Source organism: Bifidobacterium sp. CP2 (genome assembly GCF_018555635.1).
Taxonomy (GTDB): domain Bacteria; phylum Actinomycetota; class Actinomycetes; order Actinomycetales; family Bifidobacteriaceae; genus Bifidobacterium; species Bifidobacterium saguinibicoloris.
The window spans coordinates 64,684-86,007 of record NZ_JAFEJX010000009.1 but is presented as its reverse complement, the minus strand read 5'-3'; the positions used below and the strand labels follow the sequence as shown (position 1 = coordinate 86,007).

20 protein-coding genes, 2 tRNA genes and 1 pseudogene are annotated in these 21,324 nt (G+C 66.2%); 10 read left to right on the top strand and 13 right to left on the bottom strand.

Annotated elements, in window-relative coordinates:
* Positions 1 to 42 precede the first annotated feature (42 nt).
* From JS531_RS08090 to JS531_RS08080, 3 genes are all read left to right on the top strand, one after another.
* A complete protein-coding gene (locus tag JS531_RS08090) occupies positions 43 to 885 on the top strand; it encodes an ATP-binding cassette domain-containing protein (RefSeq protein ID WP_214314998.1) in 843 nt (280 codons plus the stop codon).
* A complete protein-coding gene (gene fetB, locus JS531_RS08085; protein ID WP_214314914.1) occupies positions 882 to 1,682 on the top strand; it encodes an iron export ABC transporter permease subunit FetB in 801 nt (266 codons plus the stop codon). The genes JS531_RS08090 and fetB overlap by 4 nt, the downstream gene beginning before the upstream one ends.
* Before the next feature lie 160 nt (positions 1,683 to 1,842).
* Positions 1,843 to 3,462, top strand: a complete 1,620-nt coding sequence (locus tag JS531_RS08080; protein WP_240542113.1) for a DNA polymerase III subunit epsilon — start codon at positions 1,843 to 1,845, stop codon at positions 3,460 to 3,462.
* Between the two features lie 34 nt (positions 3,463 to 3,496).
* Here JS531_RS08080 and JS531_RS08075 read toward each other — a convergent pair whose 3' ends face one another.
* Positions 3,497 to 4,030 carry a helix-turn-helix transcriptional regulator gene (locus tag JS531_RS08075; RefSeq protein ID WP_236034327.1) on the bottom strand — a complete coding sequence of 178 codons (534 nt, stop codon included), beginning with the start codon at positions 4,028 to 4,030 and terminating at the stop codon, positions 3,497 to 3,499.
* A 262-nt stretch (positions 4,031 to 4,292) separates the two neighbouring features.
* Between JS531_RS08075 and JS531_RS08070 the strand changes: the two are divergent.
* Positions 4,293 to 4,931, top strand: a pseudogene (locus JS531_RS08070) (NADPH-dependent F420 reductase); the annotation flags it as partial.
* Positions 4,932 to 5,021: 90 nt separating this feature from the next.
* Here JS531_RS08070 and JS531_RS08065 read toward each other — a convergent pair.
* Together JS531_RS08065 and JS531_RS08060 are read right to left on the bottom strand one after the other, a co-directional pair.
* The gene (locus JS531_RS08065) at positions 5,022 to 5,552 is read right to left on the bottom strand and encodes a PadR family transcriptional regulator (protein ID WP_214314910.1); all 531 of its coding nucleotides are present in this window, start codon (positions 5,550 to 5,552) and stop codon (positions 5,022 to 5,024) included.
* 97 nt (positions 5,553 to 5,649) lie between these two features.
* On the bottom strand, positions 5,650 to 7,011 hold the full coding sequence (locus JS531_RS08060; protein WP_214314908.1) for an MATE family efflux transporter: 1,362 nt from the start codon (positions 7,009 to 7,011) through the stop codon (positions 5,650 to 5,652).
* A gap of 255 nt (positions 7,012 to 7,266) precedes the next feature.
* On the opposite strand from JS531_RS08060, the gene JS531_RS08055 reads away from it, so the two are divergent.
* The 3 genes from JS531_RS08055 to JS531_RS08045 all read left to right on the top strand — a co-directional run bounded on the left by JS531_RS08055 (position 7,267) and on the right by JS531_RS08045 (position 8,292).
* On the top strand, positions 7,267 to 7,617 hold the full coding sequence (locus tag JS531_RS08055; RefSeq protein ID WP_214314906.1) for a hypothetical protein: 351 nt from the start codon (positions 7,267 to 7,269) through the stop codon (positions 7,615 to 7,617).
* Between the two features lie 176 nt (positions 7,618 to 7,793).
* Positions 7,794 to 8,027: a hypothetical protein gene (locus tag JS531_RS08050; protein ID WP_214314904.1), complete on the top strand. Its 234-nt coding sequence runs from the start codon at positions 7,794 to 7,796 to the stop codon at positions 8,025 to 8,027.
* Entirely contained in the window at positions 8,020 to 8,292 is a 273-nt protein-coding gene (locus JS531_RS08045) for a DUF4160 domain-containing protein (RefSeq protein WP_214314902.1), read from the top strand. Before JS531_RS08050 ends, JS531_RS08045 begins: the two co-directional genes overlap by 8 nt.
* A gap of 27 nt (positions 8,293 to 8,319) precedes the next feature.
* Here the strand turns inward: JS531_RS08045 and JS531_RS08040 are convergent, their stop codons facing one another.
* From JS531_RS08040 to JS531_RS08030, 3 genes are all read right to left on the bottom strand, one after another.
* Positions 8,320 to 10,899: an excinuclease ABC subunit UvrA gene (locus JS531_RS08040; RefSeq protein ID WP_240542124.1), complete on the bottom strand. Its 2,580-nt coding sequence runs from the start codon at positions 10,897 to 10,899 to the stop codon at positions 8,320 to 8,322.
* An 82-nt stretch (positions 10,900 to 10,981) separates the two neighbouring features.
* A complete protein-coding gene (locus tag JS531_RS08035) occupies positions 10,982 to 12,664 on the bottom strand; it encodes a serine/threonine-protein kinase (RefSeq protein WP_214314898.1) in 1,683 nt (560 codons plus the stop codon).
* Positions 12,665 to 12,705: 41 nt separating this feature from the next.
* Positions 12,706 to 13,149, bottom strand: coding sequence for a helix-turn-helix domain-containing protein (locus JS531_RS08030; RefSeq protein ID WP_214314987.1), 444 nt, complete (start codon positions 13,147 to 13,149; stop codon positions 12,706 to 12,708).
* A gap of 352 nt (positions 13,150 to 13,501) precedes the next feature.
* Here JS531_RS08030 and JS531_RS08025 point away from each other — a divergent pair, with 352 nt between their 5' ends.
* Entirely contained in the window at positions 13,502 to 14,701 is a 1,200-nt protein-coding gene (locus tag JS531_RS08025) for a DUF6591 domain-containing protein (protein WP_214314891.1), read from the top strand.
* A 114-nt stretch (positions 14,702 to 14,815) separates the two neighbouring features.
* Here JS531_RS08025 and JS531_RS08020 read toward each other — a convergent pair whose 3' ends face one another.
* From JS531_RS08020 to JS531_RS08000, 5 genes are all read right to left on the bottom strand, one after another.
* Positions 14,816 to 15,322 (bottom strand): helix-turn-helix transcriptional regulator, encoded by a 507-nt coding sequence (locus JS531_RS08020; RefSeq protein WP_214314884.1) that lies wholly within the window; start codon positions 15,320 to 15,322, stop codon positions 14,816 to 14,818.
* 79 nt (positions 15,323 to 15,401) lie between these two features.
* Entirely contained in the window at positions 15,402 to 15,557 is a 156-nt protein-coding gene (locus JS531_RS08015) for a hypothetical protein (protein WP_214315001.1), read from the bottom strand.
* 39 nt (positions 15,558 to 15,596) lie between these two features.
* Positions 15,597 to 16,280, bottom strand: a complete 684-nt coding sequence (locus JS531_RS08010) for a haloacid dehalogenase-like hydrolase (protein ID WP_214314882.1) — start codon at positions 16,278 to 16,280, stop codon at positions 15,597 to 15,599.
* Positions 16,281 to 16,972: 692 nt separating this feature from the next.
* A tRNA-Asn gene (locus JS531_RS08005) sits at positions 16,973 to 17,045 on the bottom strand.
* 47 nt (positions 17,046 to 17,092) lie between these two features.
* Positions 17,093 to 17,165, bottom strand: a tRNA-Asn gene (locus tag JS531_RS08000).
* 185 nt (positions 17,166 to 17,350) lie between these two features.
* On the opposite strand from JS531_RS08000, the gene JS531_RS07995 reads away from it, so the two are divergent.
* Both JS531_RS07995 and JS531_RS07990 read left to right on the top strand, forming a co-directional pair.
* Entirely contained in the window at positions 17,351 to 17,872 is a 522-nt protein-coding gene (locus tag JS531_RS07995) for a peroxiredoxin (protein ID WP_214314880.1), read from the top strand.
* 98 nt (positions 17,873 to 17,970) lie between these two features.
* Positions 17,971 to 18,630 (top strand): hypothetical protein, encoded by a 660-nt coding sequence (locus JS531_RS07990; protein WP_214314878.1) that lies wholly within the window; start codon positions 17,971 to 17,973, stop codon positions 18,628 to 18,630.
* Between the two features lie 42 nt (positions 18,631 to 18,672).
* On the opposite strand, the gene JS531_RS07985 is transcribed toward JS531_RS07990, so the two are convergent.
* Positions 18,673 to 20,484, bottom strand: coding sequence for a ComEC/Rec2 family competence protein (locus tag JS531_RS07985; RefSeq protein WP_214314876.1), 1,812 nt, complete (start codon positions 20,482 to 20,484; stop codon positions 18,673 to 18,675).
* Positions 20,481 to 21,179, bottom strand: a complete 699-nt coding sequence (locus tag JS531_RS11320) for a helix-hairpin-helix domain-containing protein (protein ID WP_214314874.1) — start codon at positions 21,177 to 21,179, stop codon at positions 20,481 to 20,483. Before JS531_RS11320 ends, JS531_RS07985 begins: the two co-directional genes overlap by 4 nt.
* Positions 21,180 to 21,324 lie beyond the last annotated feature (145 nt).

Below are 21,324 nucleotides of genomic sequence, written 5' to 3'. Positions count from 1 at the left end.
CTTGGGGCCGCGCTTGGACGTACCGTGCGCGATATGAGTGGAATGCATGTGTTCACCGCCGAGCGGGTGTCGTGTACGGTGCCGTCTCCGGACGGCGACCGTACGGTCTTCGCCTGTCTGTCCTTCGCGATCGACGCGGGCGAGATCGTCGACCTGGTGGGGCCGTCCGGTTCAGGCAAAAGCAGTCTGCTGACGGCGTTCGCGCTGCTGAACCCGCATGCGACCGGTTCGTTCGCGCTTCAGGGCCGCGATTCCGGTGGGTTCACGCCGCAGCGTTGGCGGCGGGAGGTCGCGTATCTGCCGCAGAAGCCGATTCTCCCCGGCGCCACGGTGGCCGACGCGATCCGCCTGCCGTACATGCTGGCGGTGCGCGCCGACGAAGCCGTCGACGCCGCCGGTCCGGCGGCGTCGACGCGGCGTCCGGGACCGGTCGCCAGGTTCGCACGCCTGTTCCGCGATGATGCGGCGAAGGCGCGCGAACTGCTGCCGGAGGAGCGCATCCGCGCGACGCTGGATGCGATGGGCTGTGAGGACATCGACCTGACGCGCGCCCCGCACGACCTGTCCGGAGGGCAGGCGGCACGCGTCTCGTTGGCGCGCACGCTGCTCACCCGTCCGAAAGTGCTGCTCGCCGACGAGGTGGATGCGGGGTTGGATGACGGGAACGCAGAGAAAGTCGCCGAGATCATGGCGGACGCGGCCGCGCACGGCATGGCAATCGTCCGCATCCGGCATCGGCCGCCGGACGGACGGGCCGCACGCATCGTCACCCTGGCCAACGGGGTGTTGAGCGAGTCGGAGGCGGAACCGGCCGCTGTGACGGACGGAACGGCGGCCGACACGGCGGACGGAACGGAGCGCGGACCTAAGGAGGAGCGGGCATGAGCGGCAACGCGTACGACATCGACGTCTGGGGCCTCATGGTGGCCCTCGCCATGGTGGCGGTGGCCGCGGGCGTGAGCGGGCTCATGCGCATGGGCATCGGCAGGTCGCTGCTGTGGTCGGCCTGCCGCGCCCTGCTGCAGCTGTGCGCGATGGGCTTCGTCATCGGCTACGTGATCCGCGCAGACAACGTGTTCCTCGTGTTCGCGACGATCGGCGTGATGCTCGTCGCCGCCGTGCAGATCACCCTCTCGCGCGCCAAAGGCATACCGAAGGGATTGGCCGGACCGGTGCTGCTGAGCCTGACCATCACGATGCTGCTCATGATCGCGCTCGTCACCGAACTCGTGGTGCGCCCCCACCCGTGGTATGCGCCGCAGCTGGTCGTGCCGCTGACCGGCATGCTGCTCGGCAACACGGTCTCCGCCCTGGCGGTGGGCCTGAGCCGCTTCTACGAGAGCATGGACGAGCGGCGCGACGAGATCGACACGATGCTCGCGTTGGGCGCCACCGCATGGGAGGCGTCCAGACCGTCGATCGTCTCGTCGATCCGCCTTGGCCTCCTGCCCACGATGGCGACGCTCGCCTCCTGCGGCATCGTCACCATCCCCGGCATGATGGCCGGCCAGGTCATCGCCGGTGGCGACCCGCTGGAGGCCGCCAAATACCAGTTCGTCGTGTTCGCCGCAATCTCCGCGCTGACGCTCATCGCCGACGGATTGATCATGGCGATGGTGTACCGCACCTGCTTCACCACCCTCGACCAGTTCAGGCCGCAGGCCATGCGCGGAACCCGCTGACCGCCGTGACGGGTAGGGGTGGGCGGCGGTACGGCTTCACGTGGACGCCGTCCCGCCGCCCTTCGTTTTCCCATTGTTTTCCGGCGATTCCCCCGACCCGCCGCACACGGGCGCTACCATGGTGGCTGACGGGACGTGGCTCCCGCAGGTATGAATGAGTATGAGTAGCGAAGAAAACAGCGACAAGACAATGGAAAACAGTGGATATGCGATCGACCGCTCGTGGCTGACCGAGGCGAAGGAAGGCATCAGCCAGTGGTCGTACATCATGTTGAAGGACGCGGACGGCAACGACATCGATTGGGATTGGGTGCGTTCGCTCGACCTGGAGCACGGCATCGGCGTGGCCTCCCCGGACGACTACGAGCCCGGCGCCACGTCCAGCGCGCACGACCTGCTCAAGGCCGATCTGGGGATTCGCGACCGCCTCGAGGCGATCATCGCGAAGATGAGCATGACGTTCATGCGCGACTTCGACCGGCGCATCAAGACCTACGACCTGCCGCGTGCACTCGCCTACGCGGACCGCAGGCTCAACGACCAGATCGCGCTGCTGCGCGACCGCGGCATCGCGGAAGGGCTGTGGACCGTCGAGGACGAGGAGCGCGAGCGCGTCACCGTGCCGGTGCTCACCGCCGCGAAGGACGGCGTGGTCGTCGACGACATCCAGGACCGCACCGCCGAAATCGTCAACGCGCGCGCCGAACAGCGCAAGGCCGACCGCGCCAAGCGCGAGGCCGCGCGGCTGCACCGCGAGCACGCCCTGTTCGAAGCGGACGAAGTGAAGGACGGTTCCGTCGAAGCGGGACCGGACGAATCGGCGCCTGCGGATTCGAGTTCGGATCAGGGCAGCCCCGACTATCTCATCGAGGGACAGCCGGTCATCAACGACGACAACCCGGCCGTGCCGTCCGTCGAGCAGGTGAACCGGGACGAGACCGCAGTGCCGGAGGCGCGGTTCGAGAAGTCCCGCCATGCTGCCGCCGAGCATGTGGCCGCCCGCGAGGCGGCGCGCCCGAAGGACTACTGGCGCGAGGTGTTCCTCCCGGGACGCGACGTGGACAAGGTGATGGGCATCGACCTGGAGACGAACGGCACGGAACCGTACCGCGCGTACATCATCGACGTGGGCTTCGAATACATGAACATGAAGTCCCCGCGTCCGGCGGACGCGCCCACCGGCTACGAGTACGACAAGGACTATTACGAGGGCGGAGACGCGTACGACCAGCACCGGTTCTCCTTCGGCGTGACCGACGAGGCGGCGCGCCACGGCAACCCGTTCATCATCCAGCTGACCGGCATCGACATCAGGCAGCGCGTCGGCATCGACTATCCGATGTTCGACGAGGACCAGACCGCGCAGGCCGATCTGCTGAAGCGTCTCACCGCGCAGCCGTTCGTGGCGCACATGGCCACGTTCGAGCACAGCTTCTTCATGCTCAACGTGAAGGGGTATGCGGAGGCGTACCGCAACGGCCATGTGACCATCATCGACACGCTGCCGATGAGCCGCCTGTGGGACGAGGGCTCCATCCCCAGCGAGGAGCATCCCGACGGCGACAATCGTCTCGACGCGTACGCGAAGCGTCAGGGGGCGCTGCACGAGGACGATGCCGAACGCCACCTGGGCCTCGAGGACACACACATCATGCTCCTCGCGATGAAGCATCATCTCAAGCAGCTGCAGGCGGAGGCCCGCGGGCCGTGGGGCCCGAACGGCAAGGCGGGCGTGGGCGGCAAGCGCATCGTCAGCCGTCGCCGTCACTGGAGGCGCTGACCGGAATGACCGTCGGCCGCCACAGGCCCGTCGGTCATTCGAGGACGCCGAGCTCGCGTTCCAGCCACGCGCGTTCGGCGTCGATCTCGGCGTCATGGATGGCGATGACGGCGCGACGGTATTTGTCTTCGACCTTGTCGTTGTCGATGGGGCCTTCGCCGTCGCTGTACAGGCGCCGCACGTCGGCTTCGGCAAGCGAGTCGAGACGTCGGCGCAATACGGCGCGTCTGTCGTCCTCGTCGGGAATGACAGACAGGAACGACATGACGACCGCCCATTTGGTGATGTTGGTGAGCATATATCCGCTCGTGCCCTTGAGTTCCTCGACAAGCGCCTCGCGGCCGGCAGGTTCGAGGTGGAATTCGCGCAGCCGACGGCCGTTGACGACCGTGTAGGTCTCGCCGATGTATCCGGCCTTGACGAAGCGTCCGGTGACGGCGTGGAGCGTGCCGTCGGAGACCGCCTGCATGTATCCCTGCAGTTGCTCCATTTTCTTGCGCAGCCGGTAGCCGCATGCGGGGCCTTCGGTGAGGAACCCCAAGGTCATCAGCTCTATCGTGTTCATCATGCCCACCATGATATCTCTCTTCGAGATATCTCGAAACGACACGCCGACGGCGAACACCTGTCACCGGACTCCCCCGTCGCGGAATTCCGCCATTCTGCAGCCTGTCATACATTGATTCGATATATCTCAGCTTGAAATATATCAATACCTCGAATAGAGTGATGACCAACGCCAGAGCGACGGGAACCCCAATCGAGGGCCGCCGCCGGAGGCGACAAGCGGACAACAGCAACCACACCGCGCATCCACCCCGGACGCACGGCACGACGAAAGGAAAACCACCATGAGCACCATCACCATCTTCGGCGCGGGCAACATCGGATCCGCCGTGGCGGGCATCGCCGCCAAGGCCGGCGCGGCCGTGCAGGTCATCGACCGCAACCCGGACAAGGCCGCGGCCGCGGCCGAAGGCGTCACCGGCGCCAAGTTCGGAGAGGCTGTCACCGGCGACATCGTCGTGCTTGCCCTGCCGTTCCCGGCCTACGAGGAGGTCCTCGCCGCCTACGCCGACCAGCTGGCCGGCAAGACCGTGGTCGACGTGTCCAACCCGATTGACTTCACCACCTTCGACCTGGCGCTGCCGGAGGGCGCGAAGTCCGCCGCCGAATGGCTGGCCGGCAAGCTGCCGCAGTCCAAGGTCGTCAAGGGCTTCAACACCACCTTCGCCGCAACCCTCGCCTCCGGCGTCAACGACGGCGCCCCCACCGTCGTCCAGCTCGCCTCCGACGACGATGCGGCCAAGAAGTCCGTCGCCGCGTTCATCGAGGCCGCGGGTCTGAAGACCGTGGACGCCGGCCCGCTCAAGCGCGCCCAGTACCTCGAGGGCTACGGCGCCCTGCAGATCGTCCTCGGCGTGACCGAGCAGACCCCGTGGACCGGCGGCTTCAAGGTCGTCAAGTAAGCGGTCATCCACGGAGAAACGGCTGGGCCCCGACGCGATACGGTTCGCGTCGGGGCCCAGCCGATTGCCGTAAGAGCAGGTGAGCGGCCCCTAGTCTTCGATGCCGAGCATCGAACGCAGCCACGCGCGTTCGGCCGCGACCTGCGCGTCATGCACGGTGATGAGACCGCGGCTGTACGGGTCGTCGATGTGGTCGATCGACAGCGGATTGCCCGCGTCACAGTAGAAGAAGTGCACGTCGCCGCCGGACAACAGGTCGTAGCGGCGACGCAGCACCGCATCACGGTCGGCCTTGTCCGGCACGACGGACAGGAAGGTGAGCACGACGCGCCACCGGTTGAAATCGGTGAGGATGAAGCCGTCCGCGGTTTTCAACGCCTCGACGAGCGCCTCGCGGCCGGCCGGCTCCAACGTGAACAGGTGGCGCTGGCGACCGTCGCGCACATCCGTCTGCTCGGAGATGAGCCCGGCCTTGGCGAGACGGCCGGTCGCAGGGTAGATGGCGCCGTCGCTGAACTTGCGCATGTCCCCCTGCAGCTGCTCCATCTTCTTGCGCAGCTCGTAGCCGCACATCGTCTTCTCGGACAGGAATCCGAGAATCATCATCTCGATCAGGCTCATACCCTCAGCTCACCTCGTTTCGACATACCCAGCCATGATAGCGGCCGGCACGGATGCCCTTCGCCTGCGGCGGAGCGGGACGCCCATCCGCTCGAATTCAGCGCAGCACCTTGCCGAGGATATGACGCATGAACGGGATGGTCGTGGCGAACGTGAGGATGTCCGCCACCGACTGGGCGGCCTCGACGCCGGTCACGCCGAGGAAGTGCGGCAGGATGAGCACGATCGGCGCCAGATAGAGGCCGGTGCGGCACACGGCGAGGAACGAGGCGATGCCGGTCTGCCCCAACGTCTGGGAGATCATGTTGCCCATCATGTTCACGCCGTTCAACACCACCGTCACGCATTCGAAGTGCAACGCGGCGACGCCGACGGCGACCACGGCCGGATCGGAGCGGAAGACCTCGACCAATTGCGGCGCGGCCACCCAGATGACGACGCCCAACACGAGCAGCACGCATGTGGACAGCTTCACGCAGAACCAGAAGGCCTCGCGCACACGCGCGAACCTGCCGGCGCCATAGTTGTAGCCGCACACCGGCTGGAAGCCCTGGCCGAGGCCGATGATGACCGAGTTCGCGCCGAGCATGATGCGCATGACGATGGCCATGCCGGCGATGGCCGCGTCGCCGAACGGGTTGGCCGCGATGTTCACGCACGTGGTGGCGATCGAACCGGCACCCTGACGGACCAGCGACGGCAGACCGCCGCCCGCGATCTCGCGCAGCAGCAGCGGGTCGGGACGACAGTTGCGCAGCGACAGCTTCAGGACACCGAATCGGGCGCTCATCACGGTGAGGATGATGAAGCTCACCGTCTGACAGATGCCGGTGGCGAGGCCCGCGCCGAAGATGCCCATATGCAGGACGAATATGAACAATGGGGCGAGCAGGAAGTTGAGCAGCGCGCCGGAGACGAGGCCTACCATGCCGAACGCGGACTGACCCTGATAGCGCAGCAGCCCGTTCAGGGCAAACGAGCCGCACACGCATGGCGCGGCCACGAGGATGGGCGTGAGATAGGTCACCGCGTATGGAGCGATGGTCACGGTCGAGCCCAACGCCACGACCAGCGGATGAAGCATGGACAGGCAGACGACGGCCACGATGAGGCCGGAAAGCACGGCGCCCGCGAACCCGATGGCGAGCAGCCGGGACGCACGGTCGTTGTTGCGTTTGCCGAGCTCGCGGCTCATCGAATTGCCCGCGCCGTTGCCGAAGAAGAATCCGAGCGCCTGCAGGATGGTCATGATGGAGAACGCGATGCCGATCGCGCCGGATTGGGACGTGCCCAGCTGGCCGATGAAGAACGTGTCGGTGAGATTGTATGCGGTGGTCACCAGATTCGACACCACCGCGGGGATGCACAGACGCAGAATCAGCGGTTTGACCGGTTTCTCGGTCATCTCATGGTATTTCGCGTCGGCGGTCGCGCGTCTGATCTGCTGTATCTGGGGCACATCCGGACACTGTACTCGCCCATCCGCACGCTTCGGGGGACGCGGCTCACCGTTCGGCTGCGCCGGATTGAAAACCATCCGGACCTCCACGTCCAATGCCCGCATCCGCACGTCGCCCATGCCCGTCATGCATGGCGACATGTGACGACGCTCACGCCGCGGGGGCATGCGCGCGGACGGAAAGTCGGGGATAATCAGTCATGACGGTCGAAGTGGGAGCCGTCACACACTTGTATCAAGGGGTTCGACACCATCATGACCATCGCAACGAAGCGCATCACCACCATCATCGTCGCGTTCATCGCGGCCTGCATGCTCGTCATGGGGCTCGCAGCCTGCGGGTCCCCCGCGGCGCCGGCGCCGTCCACGCCTTCCTCCCCGTCCGGGGAATCGTCGAAGAGCGGGTCGACGGACGACGACGATTCGAATGATGACGACCGGGACGACGACGATGATCGGGACGATCAGAACGACGACTCCGACGATCGGGACGACGATTCGAACGACGACGATCAGGACGACCAAGACGACGACGCCGACGATCGAAATGACGATGATCGGGACGATCAGAACGACGATTCGGACGACGACCACGACGACGACTGACCGACCGGCCTCCTCATGTCCTTCGGAGACATCCGCCGGACTGAGGACCGGACGTTCCGGACAACGTCTACCGCAGATACCGGCCGGTGACGTATTCCGAGGCCACTAAGGATGTCGCTTGCCCGTACGAATCCGACGCATTATCGTGGCAATCGAAACGATATGGGAGGTGCACCATGAACACGGAGAACTCGTTCACGATGATGGGCATCACCACGCAATGGGATGACGACACCATCACCATCACGGAGGTCGGATACCCTCGTACTGCCACATTGAGCAATACCGGCAAGATACTATCCTCCACGTTTGGTCCACAGGGCGAATCGTTCCTCCACCACTGGTTCGACCGTGTCAGGCCCACCGTGGAAGGGTTGCGCGCCATCGACCGGGAATACGCCGATGCCTGAGATCTTCAGTTTCGCCGGCTACTCCATCTATTTCACCGCACTCGACCGCGATCATGGCGTGCATGTGCATGTCGCACAGGGCTCCCGCCATGATTTGGCACGATTCGTACTCGGTTCCGACGGTTCGGTGTCCTTGGCGCACAACAAGGGTGGGCTGTCCTCCAAGGACATTCGCCGTCTCCAGTTCTTCCTGACCGCGAATTACGAGGACATCCTGCTCGCATGGAGCATGTTCTTCGGTCAGGATTATCACTTCGACCGCTGAAATCGTCTTATCCTCTCATCTGCTCGTCTACCGCAGGTACCGGCCGGTGACGCTGTCCGGGTTCGCGGCGACGTCCTCCGGTGTGCCGGCGGCGACGATGCGGCCGCCGGCCGCTCCCCCGCCGGGACCCATGTCGATGATCCAGTCGGCGTTGGCGATCATGTCGAGATCATGTTCGATGACGACGACGGTCGCGCCGCTCGCCACGAGCTGGTCGAACACGCCGAGCAGGACGCGCACGTCCAACGGGTGCAGGCCGATGGTCGGCTCGTCGAACACGAACACGGCGTCCGACTGCACGCGCCCCATCTCGCTGGCGAGCTTCAACCGCTGCGCCTCGCCGCCGGACAGGGCGGGCGTCGGCTCGCCGAGCGTCAGGTAACCGAGGCCCAGATCGTGCAGGGTCTCCAGCCGCGCGTGCACCTTGCGCATGTCGGTGGTCGCCTCCAGCGCCTCGTCGACGCTCATCGCCATCAGCTGCGGCAGGGTGAGCGCACGCCCGTCCTTCGCGACGCGATGGATAGACGCGGCGGCGGGCGCGTAGCGTGAACCGCGGCAGTCCGGGCAGTCGATGCTCACGTCGGGCAGGAACTGCACGTCGAGCGAGATCGACCCGGTGCCGTCGCAGGTGGGGCAGCGCAACCGTCCCGTGTTGTACGAGAAGTCGCCGGCCTTCCAACCGACGGCCTTCGCCTCGTCGGTGCGGGCGAACGCGCGGCGCAGGTCGTCGTGGACGCCCGCGTACGTGGCGACGATGGAACGCACGTTCGCGCCGATCGGCGTCGCGTCGATGAGGTTCGCACGCACGATGCCGGGCGCATCGATCGCATGCACGTGTGATGGAAGCGCCGGCGACGACGCGACATCGCCCATATCCGCACCGACGGTACCGGCACCGTCCGCACGGACGGCGTTCGCGCGCAGCGCGGGAATCAGCGACTCCAGCACCATCGTGGTCTTGCCGGAACCGGACACGCCCGTCACCACGGTGAGCCGTCCGCGCGGGATGTCCACCGACAGCGGCTTCACCGTATGCAGCGGCCCGGTCTCCATGTGGATCGTGCCCGCCTCGAACATGCGCGACGCATCGACCCGCGGACGCACCCGCTTCGGACCGGTTTCGGCGAGGAACGGCGCGATGCGGCTGCCCCGCTCCCTCATGGCCGCCACGTCGGCCACCGTGCCCTGCGCGATCACATGCCCGCCGCCGGCGCCGGCGACCGGCCCCATCTCGATGAGATGGTCGCACGCCTCGAGCACACGCACGTCATGGTCGACGACGACCACCGTGTTGCCGTCCGCCACGAGGTCGCGCATCACGCCGATGAGCCCGTCCACGTTCGCCGGATGCAGGCCGATGGACGGCTCGTCGAGCACGTACAGCACGCCGGTGGTCCGGTTGCGCACCGCGCGCGCCAACTGGACGCGCTGGCGTTCGCCGGTGGACAGCGTCGCGCCCGCACGGTCGAGGGAAAGATAGCCGAGGCCCAACTCGAGCAGTCGCCTAGCCACATCGAGGAACGATTCGGCGATGTTCGTCGCCATCGGACGCATCGGCTCGGGCAGCGTACCGGGCACGTCGCGCACCCACGCGACGGCCTCGTCCAGCGTCATCGCGCTCGCTTCGGCGAGGTTCACGCCGCGCACGCGGGGCGCGCGGGCGGCCTCGCTCAGACGCGTGCCGCCGCAGTCGGCGCACGGCTTCTCCTCGAGGAAGCGCGCGACGCGTTTCAGCCCCTTCTCGTCCTTGGCTTTGGCGAGCGCGTTCTCGACGGTGTACACGGCGTTGTAGTAGGTGAAGTCGAGTTCGGCGAAGTCGTCGCTTTTCTTCGACCGGTAGAGGATGTGCTTCTTGACGGCGGGCCCGTGGAAGACGATGTCGCGTTCCTTGTCCGTGAGTTCGCGGAACGGCACGTCGGTGCGCACGCCCATCGCACGGCACACGTCCTTCATGAGGTCCCACATGAGCGAACCCCATGGGGCGACGGCGCCTTCGTCGATGGTCTTCGATTCGTCGGGCACGAGCGCCTTGAGGTTCACCTCGCGCACCACGCCGGTGCCGGAGCAGGTGGGGCATGCGCCCGCCGAGTTGAAGGCGAGCGATTCGGCGCCGGGGCCGAAGAACGTCTTGCTGCATTTCGCGCAGCGGATGGGCAGTTCGGCGGCCACGTCGAGTGTGGGCTCGTGTCGGGCGCCGCAGTGCGGGCACACGTGCGCGCCGCAGCGGGAGAACAGGAGGCGCAGGCTGTTGAGCAGTTCGCTCATCGTGCCGAACGTGGAGCGGACGCCAGGCACGGCGGGACGCTGGTGGAGGGCGAGCGCGGCGGGCACGTGGCGCACGTCGTCGACCTGCGCGCGCGTCGCCTGGGTGAGCCTGCGGCGCGTGTATGTGGACAGCGCCTCGAGGTAGCGGCGTGAGCCTTCAGCGTAGAGCACGCCCAATGCGAGCGAGCTTTTGCCGGATCCGGAGACGCCGGCCACACCGGTGAGCGTATTCAACGGGACGTCCACGTCCACGTTCTTGAGATTGTGGACGCGTGCGCCGCGCACCTCGACGGCCGTGGGTGCATGCCACTTTCCCGCGTCGATCCGTTCCTTCGCCCGCATGTCCGTCCGTTCGTCTGCCATGCGGCCCATTGTAGATGCCGCATGCGGCGCGCAGGCGAGCGCACGTCCGGTGCCGGTCCGCTCACGAGGTGTGCGCGTGGATCTCGTATGACGCGTATGCGGGCAGGTCGTAGGTTTCGATGGAGAACGCGCGGCTCGTCCCCTTCGCCGGTTTGGCGACGTACTCGTTGCGTCCGAATACGATATGTCCGTTCTTGTCGCGCAGGACGAGCGTGACGATGATGTCGTCCGTGTATACGCCTTTGCCATTGTCGTCGTCGCGGTCGGTCGTCACCTCGCCGGCGAACGTGACGCCGCCGAAGTCCGTTCTGCGTTCCTTCACGTCGTGCACACGGTACGATTCGGCACCGCCCGTGTCGAGAAGATCGTCGGAGGCGGGCGTCCCGACCGCGAAGTCGACGGTCGCGGGTTGCTCCCCGTCGCCGCTCTGCCCGCTGAAGTATGCGGTCTCGCCGGCGAAGACGAGCGGGAAGGTCGGCGTATCGGAGAACATGACGGAGCCGTCCTTGTCCCTGCCGGTGATGGTGACCCGCGGGAACCGGACGGCGTGTGTCGTATTCGTGTTGCGCAGGACGAGCGCGTATTCCACGTACCCGTTTTCCGCGGACCAGCCGGATTCGACGAGTTCGAGCGGGTTGTGCTCCACGACGTCCGAGCCGCCGGCCGTGTCGTCGCCGGAGGTTGCGCCGTCACCGCCCGTCGAGGGCGGCGACGTCGTCGGCGACGTGGCCGTGACGTCGTTTCCGGCGGAGACGAAACGCATCGCCGCGTATCCGACGCCGCCGGCGAGCAGGAGCGCGACGAGACCGGCCGACGTCCACGCGACGACGCGGCGGGAGGCGGAAGCACGACGAGCGACGCCGGTCGACATGTTCGCGCCATCGGTGACGGCACCATCGGTGGCCGTCGGCGGCATGGGCACCGTGAACGGGACGGCGGCCGCCTGCGCCGTGCCTTCCGTACCGTGTTCCGCCTGCTCCAAGGCGTCACGCAACTCATGTACGGTCTGCATGCGCGCACTCGGCTCGAACGCACACGCCTGGGCGATGACGGCGCGCAACGCGGGCGGCGACGCCGTGTCGTCGGCGAGCGCACGGTCGTACACCGTCACGTCGGACGGGTCCACGCCGGTGAGCATGAAGCCGAGCACGCGCCCGATCGCGTACACGTCGGTGCGGGCGTCCGTCGGCGCGAAGCCGTACTGTTCGGGCGCCGCGTACCCCCATGTGCCGAGCGTGGTCGTGTCGCGTGCGCGCGCCGCGTCGCCCGCGACGGTGCCGGCGCGTTCGCGGGCGATGCCGAAGTCGATGAGGTGGGCGCCGTCCGCGGAGACGACGATGTTCGTGGGCGTGACGTCGCGGTGGATGATGCCGTGCGCGTGGAGTTCGCCCACGGCCTCGCACAGTTGAAGGGCGATGGCCGTCGCCTCGGACGCGGCGAGACGCCCGCGCCGTGTCACGTATTCGTCGAGTGTGACGCCGGACACGTAGTCATAGACGACCACGAACCGGTCGGGCAGTTCGTAGGTCGCTTCGACGCGCGGCAGGCGCGGCGACGTGCAGTCGGCGAGCGTGGACCAGAGGCGTCGGCGGGCGAGACGCAGCGGGATCTTCTTGCGCACGAACGGACCGGTGCCGTCCAACGTCACGAGTTCGGTGACGCCGCCCGCGCCGTCGGCGAGCGTGCGTTCGACGTGGTAGGCGTCGTCCAGCATCATGGCGTGCAGCGTCTGCGTGTCATCCATCTGTCCGCTTCGTTCCGTGTCGGTTTCGTGTCGGTCTCGCGTCAATCCTGCGGGGTGAGCGTCGGTTCGTCGAACCGGTAGAGTTCGTCGTCCGTGGCGGCGAGGTCGAGGCCGTTCTCGACGCACCAGATGATGATGGCGTCACGACGTTGGCGACACCAGAGTTCGGAGACGCCGGCGAGGCGCAGCAGGCGTTGCGTCTCGCGCAGGTCGCAGCCACAGCCGAACGCGAGGCGGATGGCGTGGTCCCGTCCGGGGCGGCTTTTGCCGGAGAAGACGTCGTAGACGACGGTGGGGTTGATGCCGGATGCGCGTGCGACGTCGGCGCGTTTGATCCCATGAAGGTCCAGCAGGAAGCGCAGGTAGTCGATGAGCCGGTAGTCCTTCGGCCGTTCCTCGTCGAGGTACGTGTCGATGCTGCCGCTGGCGAGCAGACGATCCAGCAGTTCCTCGGTGAGGCGCCGTTCGCGCCCGGTGACCCGCATTCCCATGCTCTCCGTTATACCCGAGCCGTGGTGAACGGGGAAATCGACGGATTCAGTCGGCAGCTGAAGACGGCCTCGTTTGCGCATCCGACAATGGGCCTGTATCAGTGCGCCGCAGCGGAAGGAAAACCAAACAGCCGATTTTAAATATTTTTGACACTTCGCAAATTTGATTACGCTTTGCTCTTGCATTACATTGATTGTCGTCGACGGCATGGCGCCGCACGCACACGGAGGGACATCATGAACGAACGTTGGCGAACCGCCATCGCAGTCGGTTTGACAGTGACGATAGCCGGACTGGTCGCCTCCGCCGTCACCATCCTGCTTCTGGAGAGAAGGAGATAACATCATGACCGATCCGAACCAGCCCACGCAGCCGATTCAACCTGCGGCCGCGGGACAGACCGCGCCGCCGCAGACTGCTCCGCAGACCACGCCCGAACAGGCGACCACGCCGATGCCGGCGGTGGTCAACCTCGCACCGTCCGCGGGAGCACCCGTACCGCCGCCGACAGCGGTGCCGCCGACCGCGGCCTCCCCTGCACAACCGCCGGCACCGCAATCGGCGAAAAAGACCTCGAAGCTGGCGGTGTTCGCCATCATCGTCGCCGTACTGTTCCTGCTGTCGGCCTTCATGGGCGTGAAGACCTGGAGCATGCTCGTCGGCTTCACCGTGCTGCCGGCGCTGCTGTCCGGCTTCGCCGTGTACGTCACGCGCAAGGACGGCAGGAGACAGGGAAGCATCCTCGCCTACGTGGCGGTCGGCATCACCGTCGTGGCGCTGATCGTCGGCGGCGTGGGCGTCGTCCGCGAGGGCGCCCGACAGAAGGCGGCCGACGAGGCGCTGGCCGAAGCCTCCAAGGTCGAATGCAAGGACATCTCCTGGCCGCAGTCCGACCTGGCGAACCAGCTGCCCAAGCCGGAATCCTCCACAGGCGAGATCGAGACGGACAGCTCGAACGTGTTCTCCGTCAGCGTCTGCGACACCACCAAGGCGCAGTACGACGCGTACGTCACGGCCGTGCAGGGCAAGGGCTTCACCGTCGACTACTCGAAGGGCGACGACACGTTCACCGCCAAGAACGAGGCCGGCTACAGCGTCCACGTCAGCGTCAACCAGGACAACAAGAACGTCATGGACGTCAGCATCCGCGTTCCGGAACAGTCCTCCGCAACGGAAGGCTCCGACCAGTCCGGCGACACGAGCTCCTCCGAAGGCTCCACCGACCAGGGCGCCACGAACGATTCCGGACAGTCCGGGCAGCAGGATTCCGGCACGACGACCAACGGCATCCGCCCCGAATTCAAGGACGCCATGGACAGCTACGAGTCGCTGATGAACGAATACGCGGACTTCATGGACAAGTACGACTCCGCCGGCAAGCCGGCGAGCATGGCCGCCGACTACGCCAAGATCCTCATCAAGTACAACGACGCCATGAAGAAGCTCGACGCCATCGACGAGAGCACGCTGTCCGACGAGGAACTGCAGTACTACACGGAAGTGGTCGGGCGCGTGAACCAGAGGCTCGCCTCCGTCTCCCAGTGACGGAAGACCGCTGAGGATCGGGATAGTCCCGACGAACGATGGGGGTCGGCCACCGCATGGTGGCCGACCCCCATCGTCATATCAACGGCGAAAACCGCCGGAAGCCCGGACAATTCAGCGACGGCCCCCATCCGGGAACATCAGGAACGCGAGGGCGCCGGCCGCGGCGCCACTGGCGAGCGCGCCGGTGACGACCGCGAGGATCCGCATCGCCGCACCAGGATCGGCATGCGCCTTCCCCTCGCCGGCCGCCGGGACCACGGCCGAAGCAGGCCCCCGCATGACCGGCGTCACCTCTCCTGCCGCGTCGTCTCCGGAGGCGCCGCCCTCGGCTTGCTCCTCTTGGACGGGACGCAGCGGGTCATCGACGAGTGTGGTGATGACGCGCGCCAGATCGTGGTTGTCGTGTTCGGCGATCTCCACGTTGAACACGGTGCGCAACGCCAAGTACTGGAGTTTGCTCATCGGCGTCCTGCCGTGTTCGAGGTTCCAGATGGTCTGACGCGTCACGCCGACCTCGTCGGCAAGCTCCTGCGTGGTCCATCCGGCCACTTTCCGCACGATCGACAGGTTCTCCTGGAACCTGTCGATCCAACGGCGTTCGACTTCGGATACGGCCATGGCGACGCTCCTCCTTCCATGCTGTCACCAGCATAGCCGCAAGGACGCGGCGGAAGAAGCAGGCCCCGCTTCCGGAGGCTCAGAAGCGGATGAGCGACTTGATGACCCTGCGCTGGTCCATCGCCTCGTACGCCTCCTGGATGTGGTCAAGGTCGAATTCGCCGGTGAACACGCAAGTGAGGGACGCACGGTCCCCGTGCCGCCCCATCGTGAAGATGCGCTTCGCGATGAGCATGTGGGCGACGGCACGCCGCGCAGGCCGACGCGTCGTCCGTCACTTCACGCGCGTGACGACGTCCCCCTTGACCATGAACCCCTTGCGGGCCATGTCAATCATCGGCTGGTCGAAGACGCTGTCCGTATAGAACTCGTCGATCACCGCGTCCTCCCCCAACACCTGACGCAGGCGCTTCGGCTTGTTCGTATTGAAGTTCAGATACGTCACCTCGAGCGTGTCCGGATCGATGGTGGAGGCGATGAGACGCTTCACGCCGAGTCTGCGGCACGCCTCCCCCACGGTCACATCGAACGACGCGGTGAGGATCACATCATCCGGATGCGGCTCGTACCAGGGTTTGATCTTGCGCATGTTGCGGTCCCAGAACGCGTTGACGAGTGATCTGAGCCCGCCGGTCAGGTCGTCGGCCGCCAGCACCGACGCGTCGGCGGCGAGGACGTCGCCTCCCAGACCGGCCTTCACCACGTCGTCGAACGGACGCATACGCAGCTCGTCAAGACGTTTCGACGTGGACAGGTCCGTGAGATACCCGCGCGCCACCTTGCCCACGCCATGTTCCATCTGCTCGAGCGTGGCGCGACCCAGCTTGTATTTGACGGCATACCGCAGCACCGGCGCGAGGTGGCGGAACACCTTGAGGTCATAGCGGGCGCTGAACAGATACAGGTCGAACAGGCTCTCCCCGTCGTAGATCGTCCCGTCGAAATCGAACACCCTCATGCAGTCCCCCTTGGCTTTCCTTCTCTCACTACCTGCATCAACTATACGGCCCTTCGTTCGGGGCGGAGGCAGTGCGGCTCCGTCATGCCGGGGTGGCGTGTTCGATGCGGAGTGTTCGATGCGGAGTGTTCAATGCGTTATGCCGCATCGCGTTGTTCGCGGGCCGAGGATGAATGGTACGCAACACATGATTACGGCGGCCGAGGTGTTGCGTACCGCCAATCCGGGGTACACGACTCGGCCTCCGGGCCCGTCCGCGTCATGTACCATTCGCTCTGTGAGGGCGTGTCATGCCGGATATTCCAAGAATGTTGGAATTCCAGTCTTTCCACGGAACCCGCGAATGGTACGCAGACGAATCGAGGGCAGTTCGGGAGTTGTGTACCGCAGCGCGGTGGTACGAAACCATGCGGCACGTCGTCACGGCATTGCGTACCACTGATTCCCGGTACGCAAACGTGTTATTGGGCCTTCCCGTGTTGAACCCCAGCAGCACCCGCCAGCCGAGGACGGGAAATGATGTCGGGAATCCGACTGGCCATCCAAGCCCGTCTCCAATCGCCATCCCACACCACAATGTGAAGATTCTGGAAGCCTTAGGCCCGCCGCCATGTTGTCCAGTGTTGTCCGAAAACGAATGAGGCCCGGCATACAACCAGTGAAGAACTGGCGGAATACCGGGCCAAAACAAGCTCCTGCGGCTGGGCTTGAACCAGCGACCGTCCGATTAACAGTCGGATGCTCTGCCAACTGAGCTACGCAGGAATATTCAGTTATCAACCACCCGGACGTTGCCGTCCGACCGGAAGAAGCTCCTGCGGCTGGGCTTGAACCAGCGACCGTCCGATTAACAGTCGGATGCTCTGCCAACTGAGCTACGCAGGAATGCGTTCCGCACTTGATTTCTCTCGTGCGCACAAGACAGATACTTTACAGCATTCGTTGATATATGCAAATCGTTCGCCTATACGGCATGTCGCAAGGTATTGCAACGTTTTTATGCACCCTTGGCAACGTCTTCATCCACGACTTCGAATGCGACGCCATCATCCTGAACGTCGCCGGCTACGATGGGAGCCATGAACGAAACGACCACAACCGCCGCCCTCCTGCCCGAACGACTGGAGGCCGGCGCAAAAGCCCCGGATCTCACGCTGCACGGCATCGGCCCGGACGGTGAGGAGATCACGATCACCCTCTCCGACCTCACCGCGAAGAGAGGCAAGGTGCTGCTGTACTTCTATCCCGCGGCGATGACCCCCGGATGCACCACGGAGGCGTGCGACTTCCGCGACAACATCGCGCGGCTCACCACGTTGGGATACACGGTGCTGGGCGTGAGCAAGGATTCTCTCGCCAAGCTGCGCCGCTTCCACGACCGCGACCACCTGTCCTTCCCGCTGCTGAGCGACCCGGATCTCGCCGTGCACAAGGCGTACGGCGCGTATGGCGAGAAGAAGCTGTACGGCAAGGTGCATGTCGGCGTCATCCGCTCCACGTTCGCCATCGACGGCGACGGGCGCATCCTGCTCGCCCGCTACAACGTGCGTGCGAAAGGCCATGTGGAGTCGCTGCTGAAGCGCTTGGGCTGACGCCGGAAGGCCGCATATGCCGTGCGGATGGTGCATGATGGTGTTGGACGACTCTCCCGCTAGGCACGGGAGGTCTGGCCGCAGAAGGGGGTTCCGCCATGTCCCGTCCTCAGGTTCCGTTCGACGTTCCGTATTCCACGCCGACTCCGCCTGGTCGAGTCATGTATCCCGCGCCGACACCTCCAGGCCGCACCCCGCCCCGTCCTGCTCGTTCCAGGAGCGGGCGCGCGTCCGACGCCATACTTCTCACGCTCGTCATCATCGGACTGGTCCTGTACGGCGCGCAAGCCGTGTGTTCGGGCCTGGCGAACACCCCCGGCCCGAATGCGATGTTCTGGCGTGGCATCGCCTGCTGGTCGATGCTCCTGCTGGCCGTGCCGCTCGCCCTAGGAGCAATCCTGTTCCTGCTACGTCCACGCGGAAGCGTGGCATCGCGTATCCTCAAGGCCGTGGCATGCGCGGTCGTGGCGATCGCGTTCCTCGTATCCGGCGGAGCCCGGGTCCATGACTGGACCTTGGACCGCATGGAGGGACCAGTCACCGATACGGTCACGGTCCTCAGATTCACCGAAGAACGGGGAAACAACCCGAATCACAACCATTCGGATTGGCTGCTGCGCGTACGCACTTCGGATGGCGTAACGCGCGTGTGGCGTTTCGACCGGCGTCCCTGGCCGAAGCCACAGGAGGGCGAGCGGTTGGACGTGTCGTACTACCCGCGCACGGGCACGATCGAACGGCTCGACAGTGCCGGTTGAGGGCCCTTCCGTTTGCCGACGCGTGAAGGCCGGTCCCCGGCATCACGCATCTCCCCGGTTCCACCGTTCCATCATCCCTACCGTGTCGGCCCACCATATGCGGATGCGGTTCCGTGGATTCCGGCCGAACCGCTCCCCCGGCAGCGCGTGCATCCCGTGTGCCGCGTCCCGCCCCAGCCCGAGGCGCCTCCGCACCGTCAGCACCGCCGCAATCAGACTCCCCTCCACCGCAAGCAGCAGCATGGCACCGCCCACGCCGCCGGCCCACGGAATCGTGGCCTGCTCCCCCGAGCCCAGCCACATGGCCACGCGTTCCATCACCTGCGTGCCCCATGACGCCACCCACGCGCATGCGGCGCCCGCGGACGGGCTCGCCCATGCCACGGCCAGTCCGGCCAGTCCGGCCAACGTGGCGAACGTCACCACCGGCGCGGTGAGCAGATTCGCGGGCACGGACCATACGGGCAGGCTCGGTTCCATGAGCACCTGTATGGGCAGTGTGGCCAGTTGCGCGGCCACGGTCATGGCGGTCATGTCCGCGAGCGCGTCGGGCAGGAGCCGGGCGAGCACGCCGGCGATGCCGCGCGCCATGAGGATGATGCCGAGCACCGCCGCGCAGGACAGGGCGAACCCGTAGCTGTACGCCAGCGCCGGCTTCGTCAGCAGCATGCCGATCGCGGTGACGTTCAGCGCGCTCAACGCCTGCGGTCGCCTGCCGAGGAACATCGCCGCGGCGCTGACCCATCCCATGACGAGCGCGCGGCCCACGCTGTCTCCGGGCGCCATGAGCGCGGCGAGCATCGCGCTCGCCCCCATGGTGGCGAGCGCGATGACGCGCCTGTCGGCCAGCAGCCATGCGCCGATGCGTCGTATCAGTCCGGCGATGACGGCGAAGTGTCCGCCGGAGACGGCCATGAGGTGCATGATGCCGGCCGTGCGGAACCGGTCCTCCAGACGGCGCGCGTAGGTGTCGTCGATAGACGCGACGCCGGATGATTCCTCGGTCAGGCGGTCCTGGCCGAGGAATCCCATGGTGAGTCCGGGGACCAGGATGCGTCCTTGCTCGGAAAGTCCTTCGGTCGCGTCGAGGAAGGCTTCCTGGATTCGTTCCCGCCATTGCTCGTATTTGGGTTGGTCCCGTATCCGTTGCGGCACGTTGCCGTCCTCCGTGACGAGCCAAAGTCGGACCGCGCCGATTTCGGCTTGGGAAAGCGTGCCTTGGGCCTGGTATGCGGCGCCGCGGCGCAGATGCGTGCAGGCGTGTCCGGAGGCGAACAGTCGTACGGTCGCCGTCGATGGTTGGATGACGGAGCCGTCCGAAAACGTGCGCAGGCGCAAGTCGGTTTGACAGTCGACGTTCCTGTTTGAGGATGCCTGCGCGCCGCCGAGCGCCGTGCCTTCGACGGCGGCGTACGCTGCGCCGTCGCGTACCGCAGCGGCGGCGGGGTCGGACCATGCCGTCACGTCCGCGCACCATGCAGCGTTCGCGCCGAGCAGTGCCGCCGCCACGCAGACGATGATGAGGACGCGTCCCGTCCCGTTGCGTGCGCAGACGCGTCCGACCTGCCACAGGGCGGCGACGGCGATGATGGTGAGCAGGGCGACGGACAGCGCCCAGGAGTTCGTTACGCCTGTGGATCCGTCGTCCCGACCCGCGCCACCGTCCATCATGGCCATGCCCGCGTCGAACAGGAGATGCGTGCCGAGGCATGAGCCCCAGAGGGCGAGGGCGACGGGCAGGAGGCGCCGGTCGTCGCCGCCGCGTTCGATGCGCTCACGTCGTGCGGCCCGCCCGGAACGTCTGGAACGCCCGGAACGCCCCTGTCGGCCTATGTCGGTCACGATGCGTGTCATACGCGCACCTCCGGCCGTATCTTCTCCAACGTCTTGACGCCGATGCCCGGCACGTCGAGCAGTTGGTCGACGCTGGTGAACCGTCCGATGGAGGCTCGGTAGTCGAGGATCCTCTGTGCGGTGACCGGTCCGATGCCGCTGATGGCGTCCAGTTGGTCGAGGGTGGCGGTGTTGAGGTCGAGTCGCGTGTCCTGCGGTGTCGTCGGCATCTGTGCCACGCCGCCGTCCGTACCACCGTCCGCGGATTCGTCCGTCCCTTGGGTTTCCGACTGCGGGAGATCCGACGCGTCGGCCCCCTCCCCGTCGGCCGCCGCGGCGCTCCCGTCCCGCTGTTCCACCGTGGCGGAACGTGCGGCGGACACGGCGGCATGGTTCATGGATTGGCGTACGAGCAGGGTAAGACTCATGCAGGTGCAGGCCACCATGGCGAGCACGGCGATGAGCGCGTGCCGGCCACCGAACCGCATGCGCGGCCTGCCGTGACGGGCGCGCGCGTCGAAATCGGGGTCCAGATCGCCGGCACGCACGCCGGACAGCTCGCCGAGCGCCGCAAGCCGCACGCCCGTCGTCCGCTCCCGCACGGCCTCGTCGACGGCATCGACGGCGACCTCGCCGGCGGAAACGTCGCACGGACCATCATCGCCGACGACGTCGGCCTGCGTCAGCGGCCAAGGCGGATCGGCAGGCTCAGGCACCGGCGAATCCGGCGGCATCGGAGGTGCCGCGGACATCGGAGGCGGCGGCACAGGCGGCATGATACGAAAGACGTCCATGTCTCCACGGTGAGGGAGACATGGACGTCCTGGCCAGCGGATCGGACCGTTGTGTACGCGACCCCAC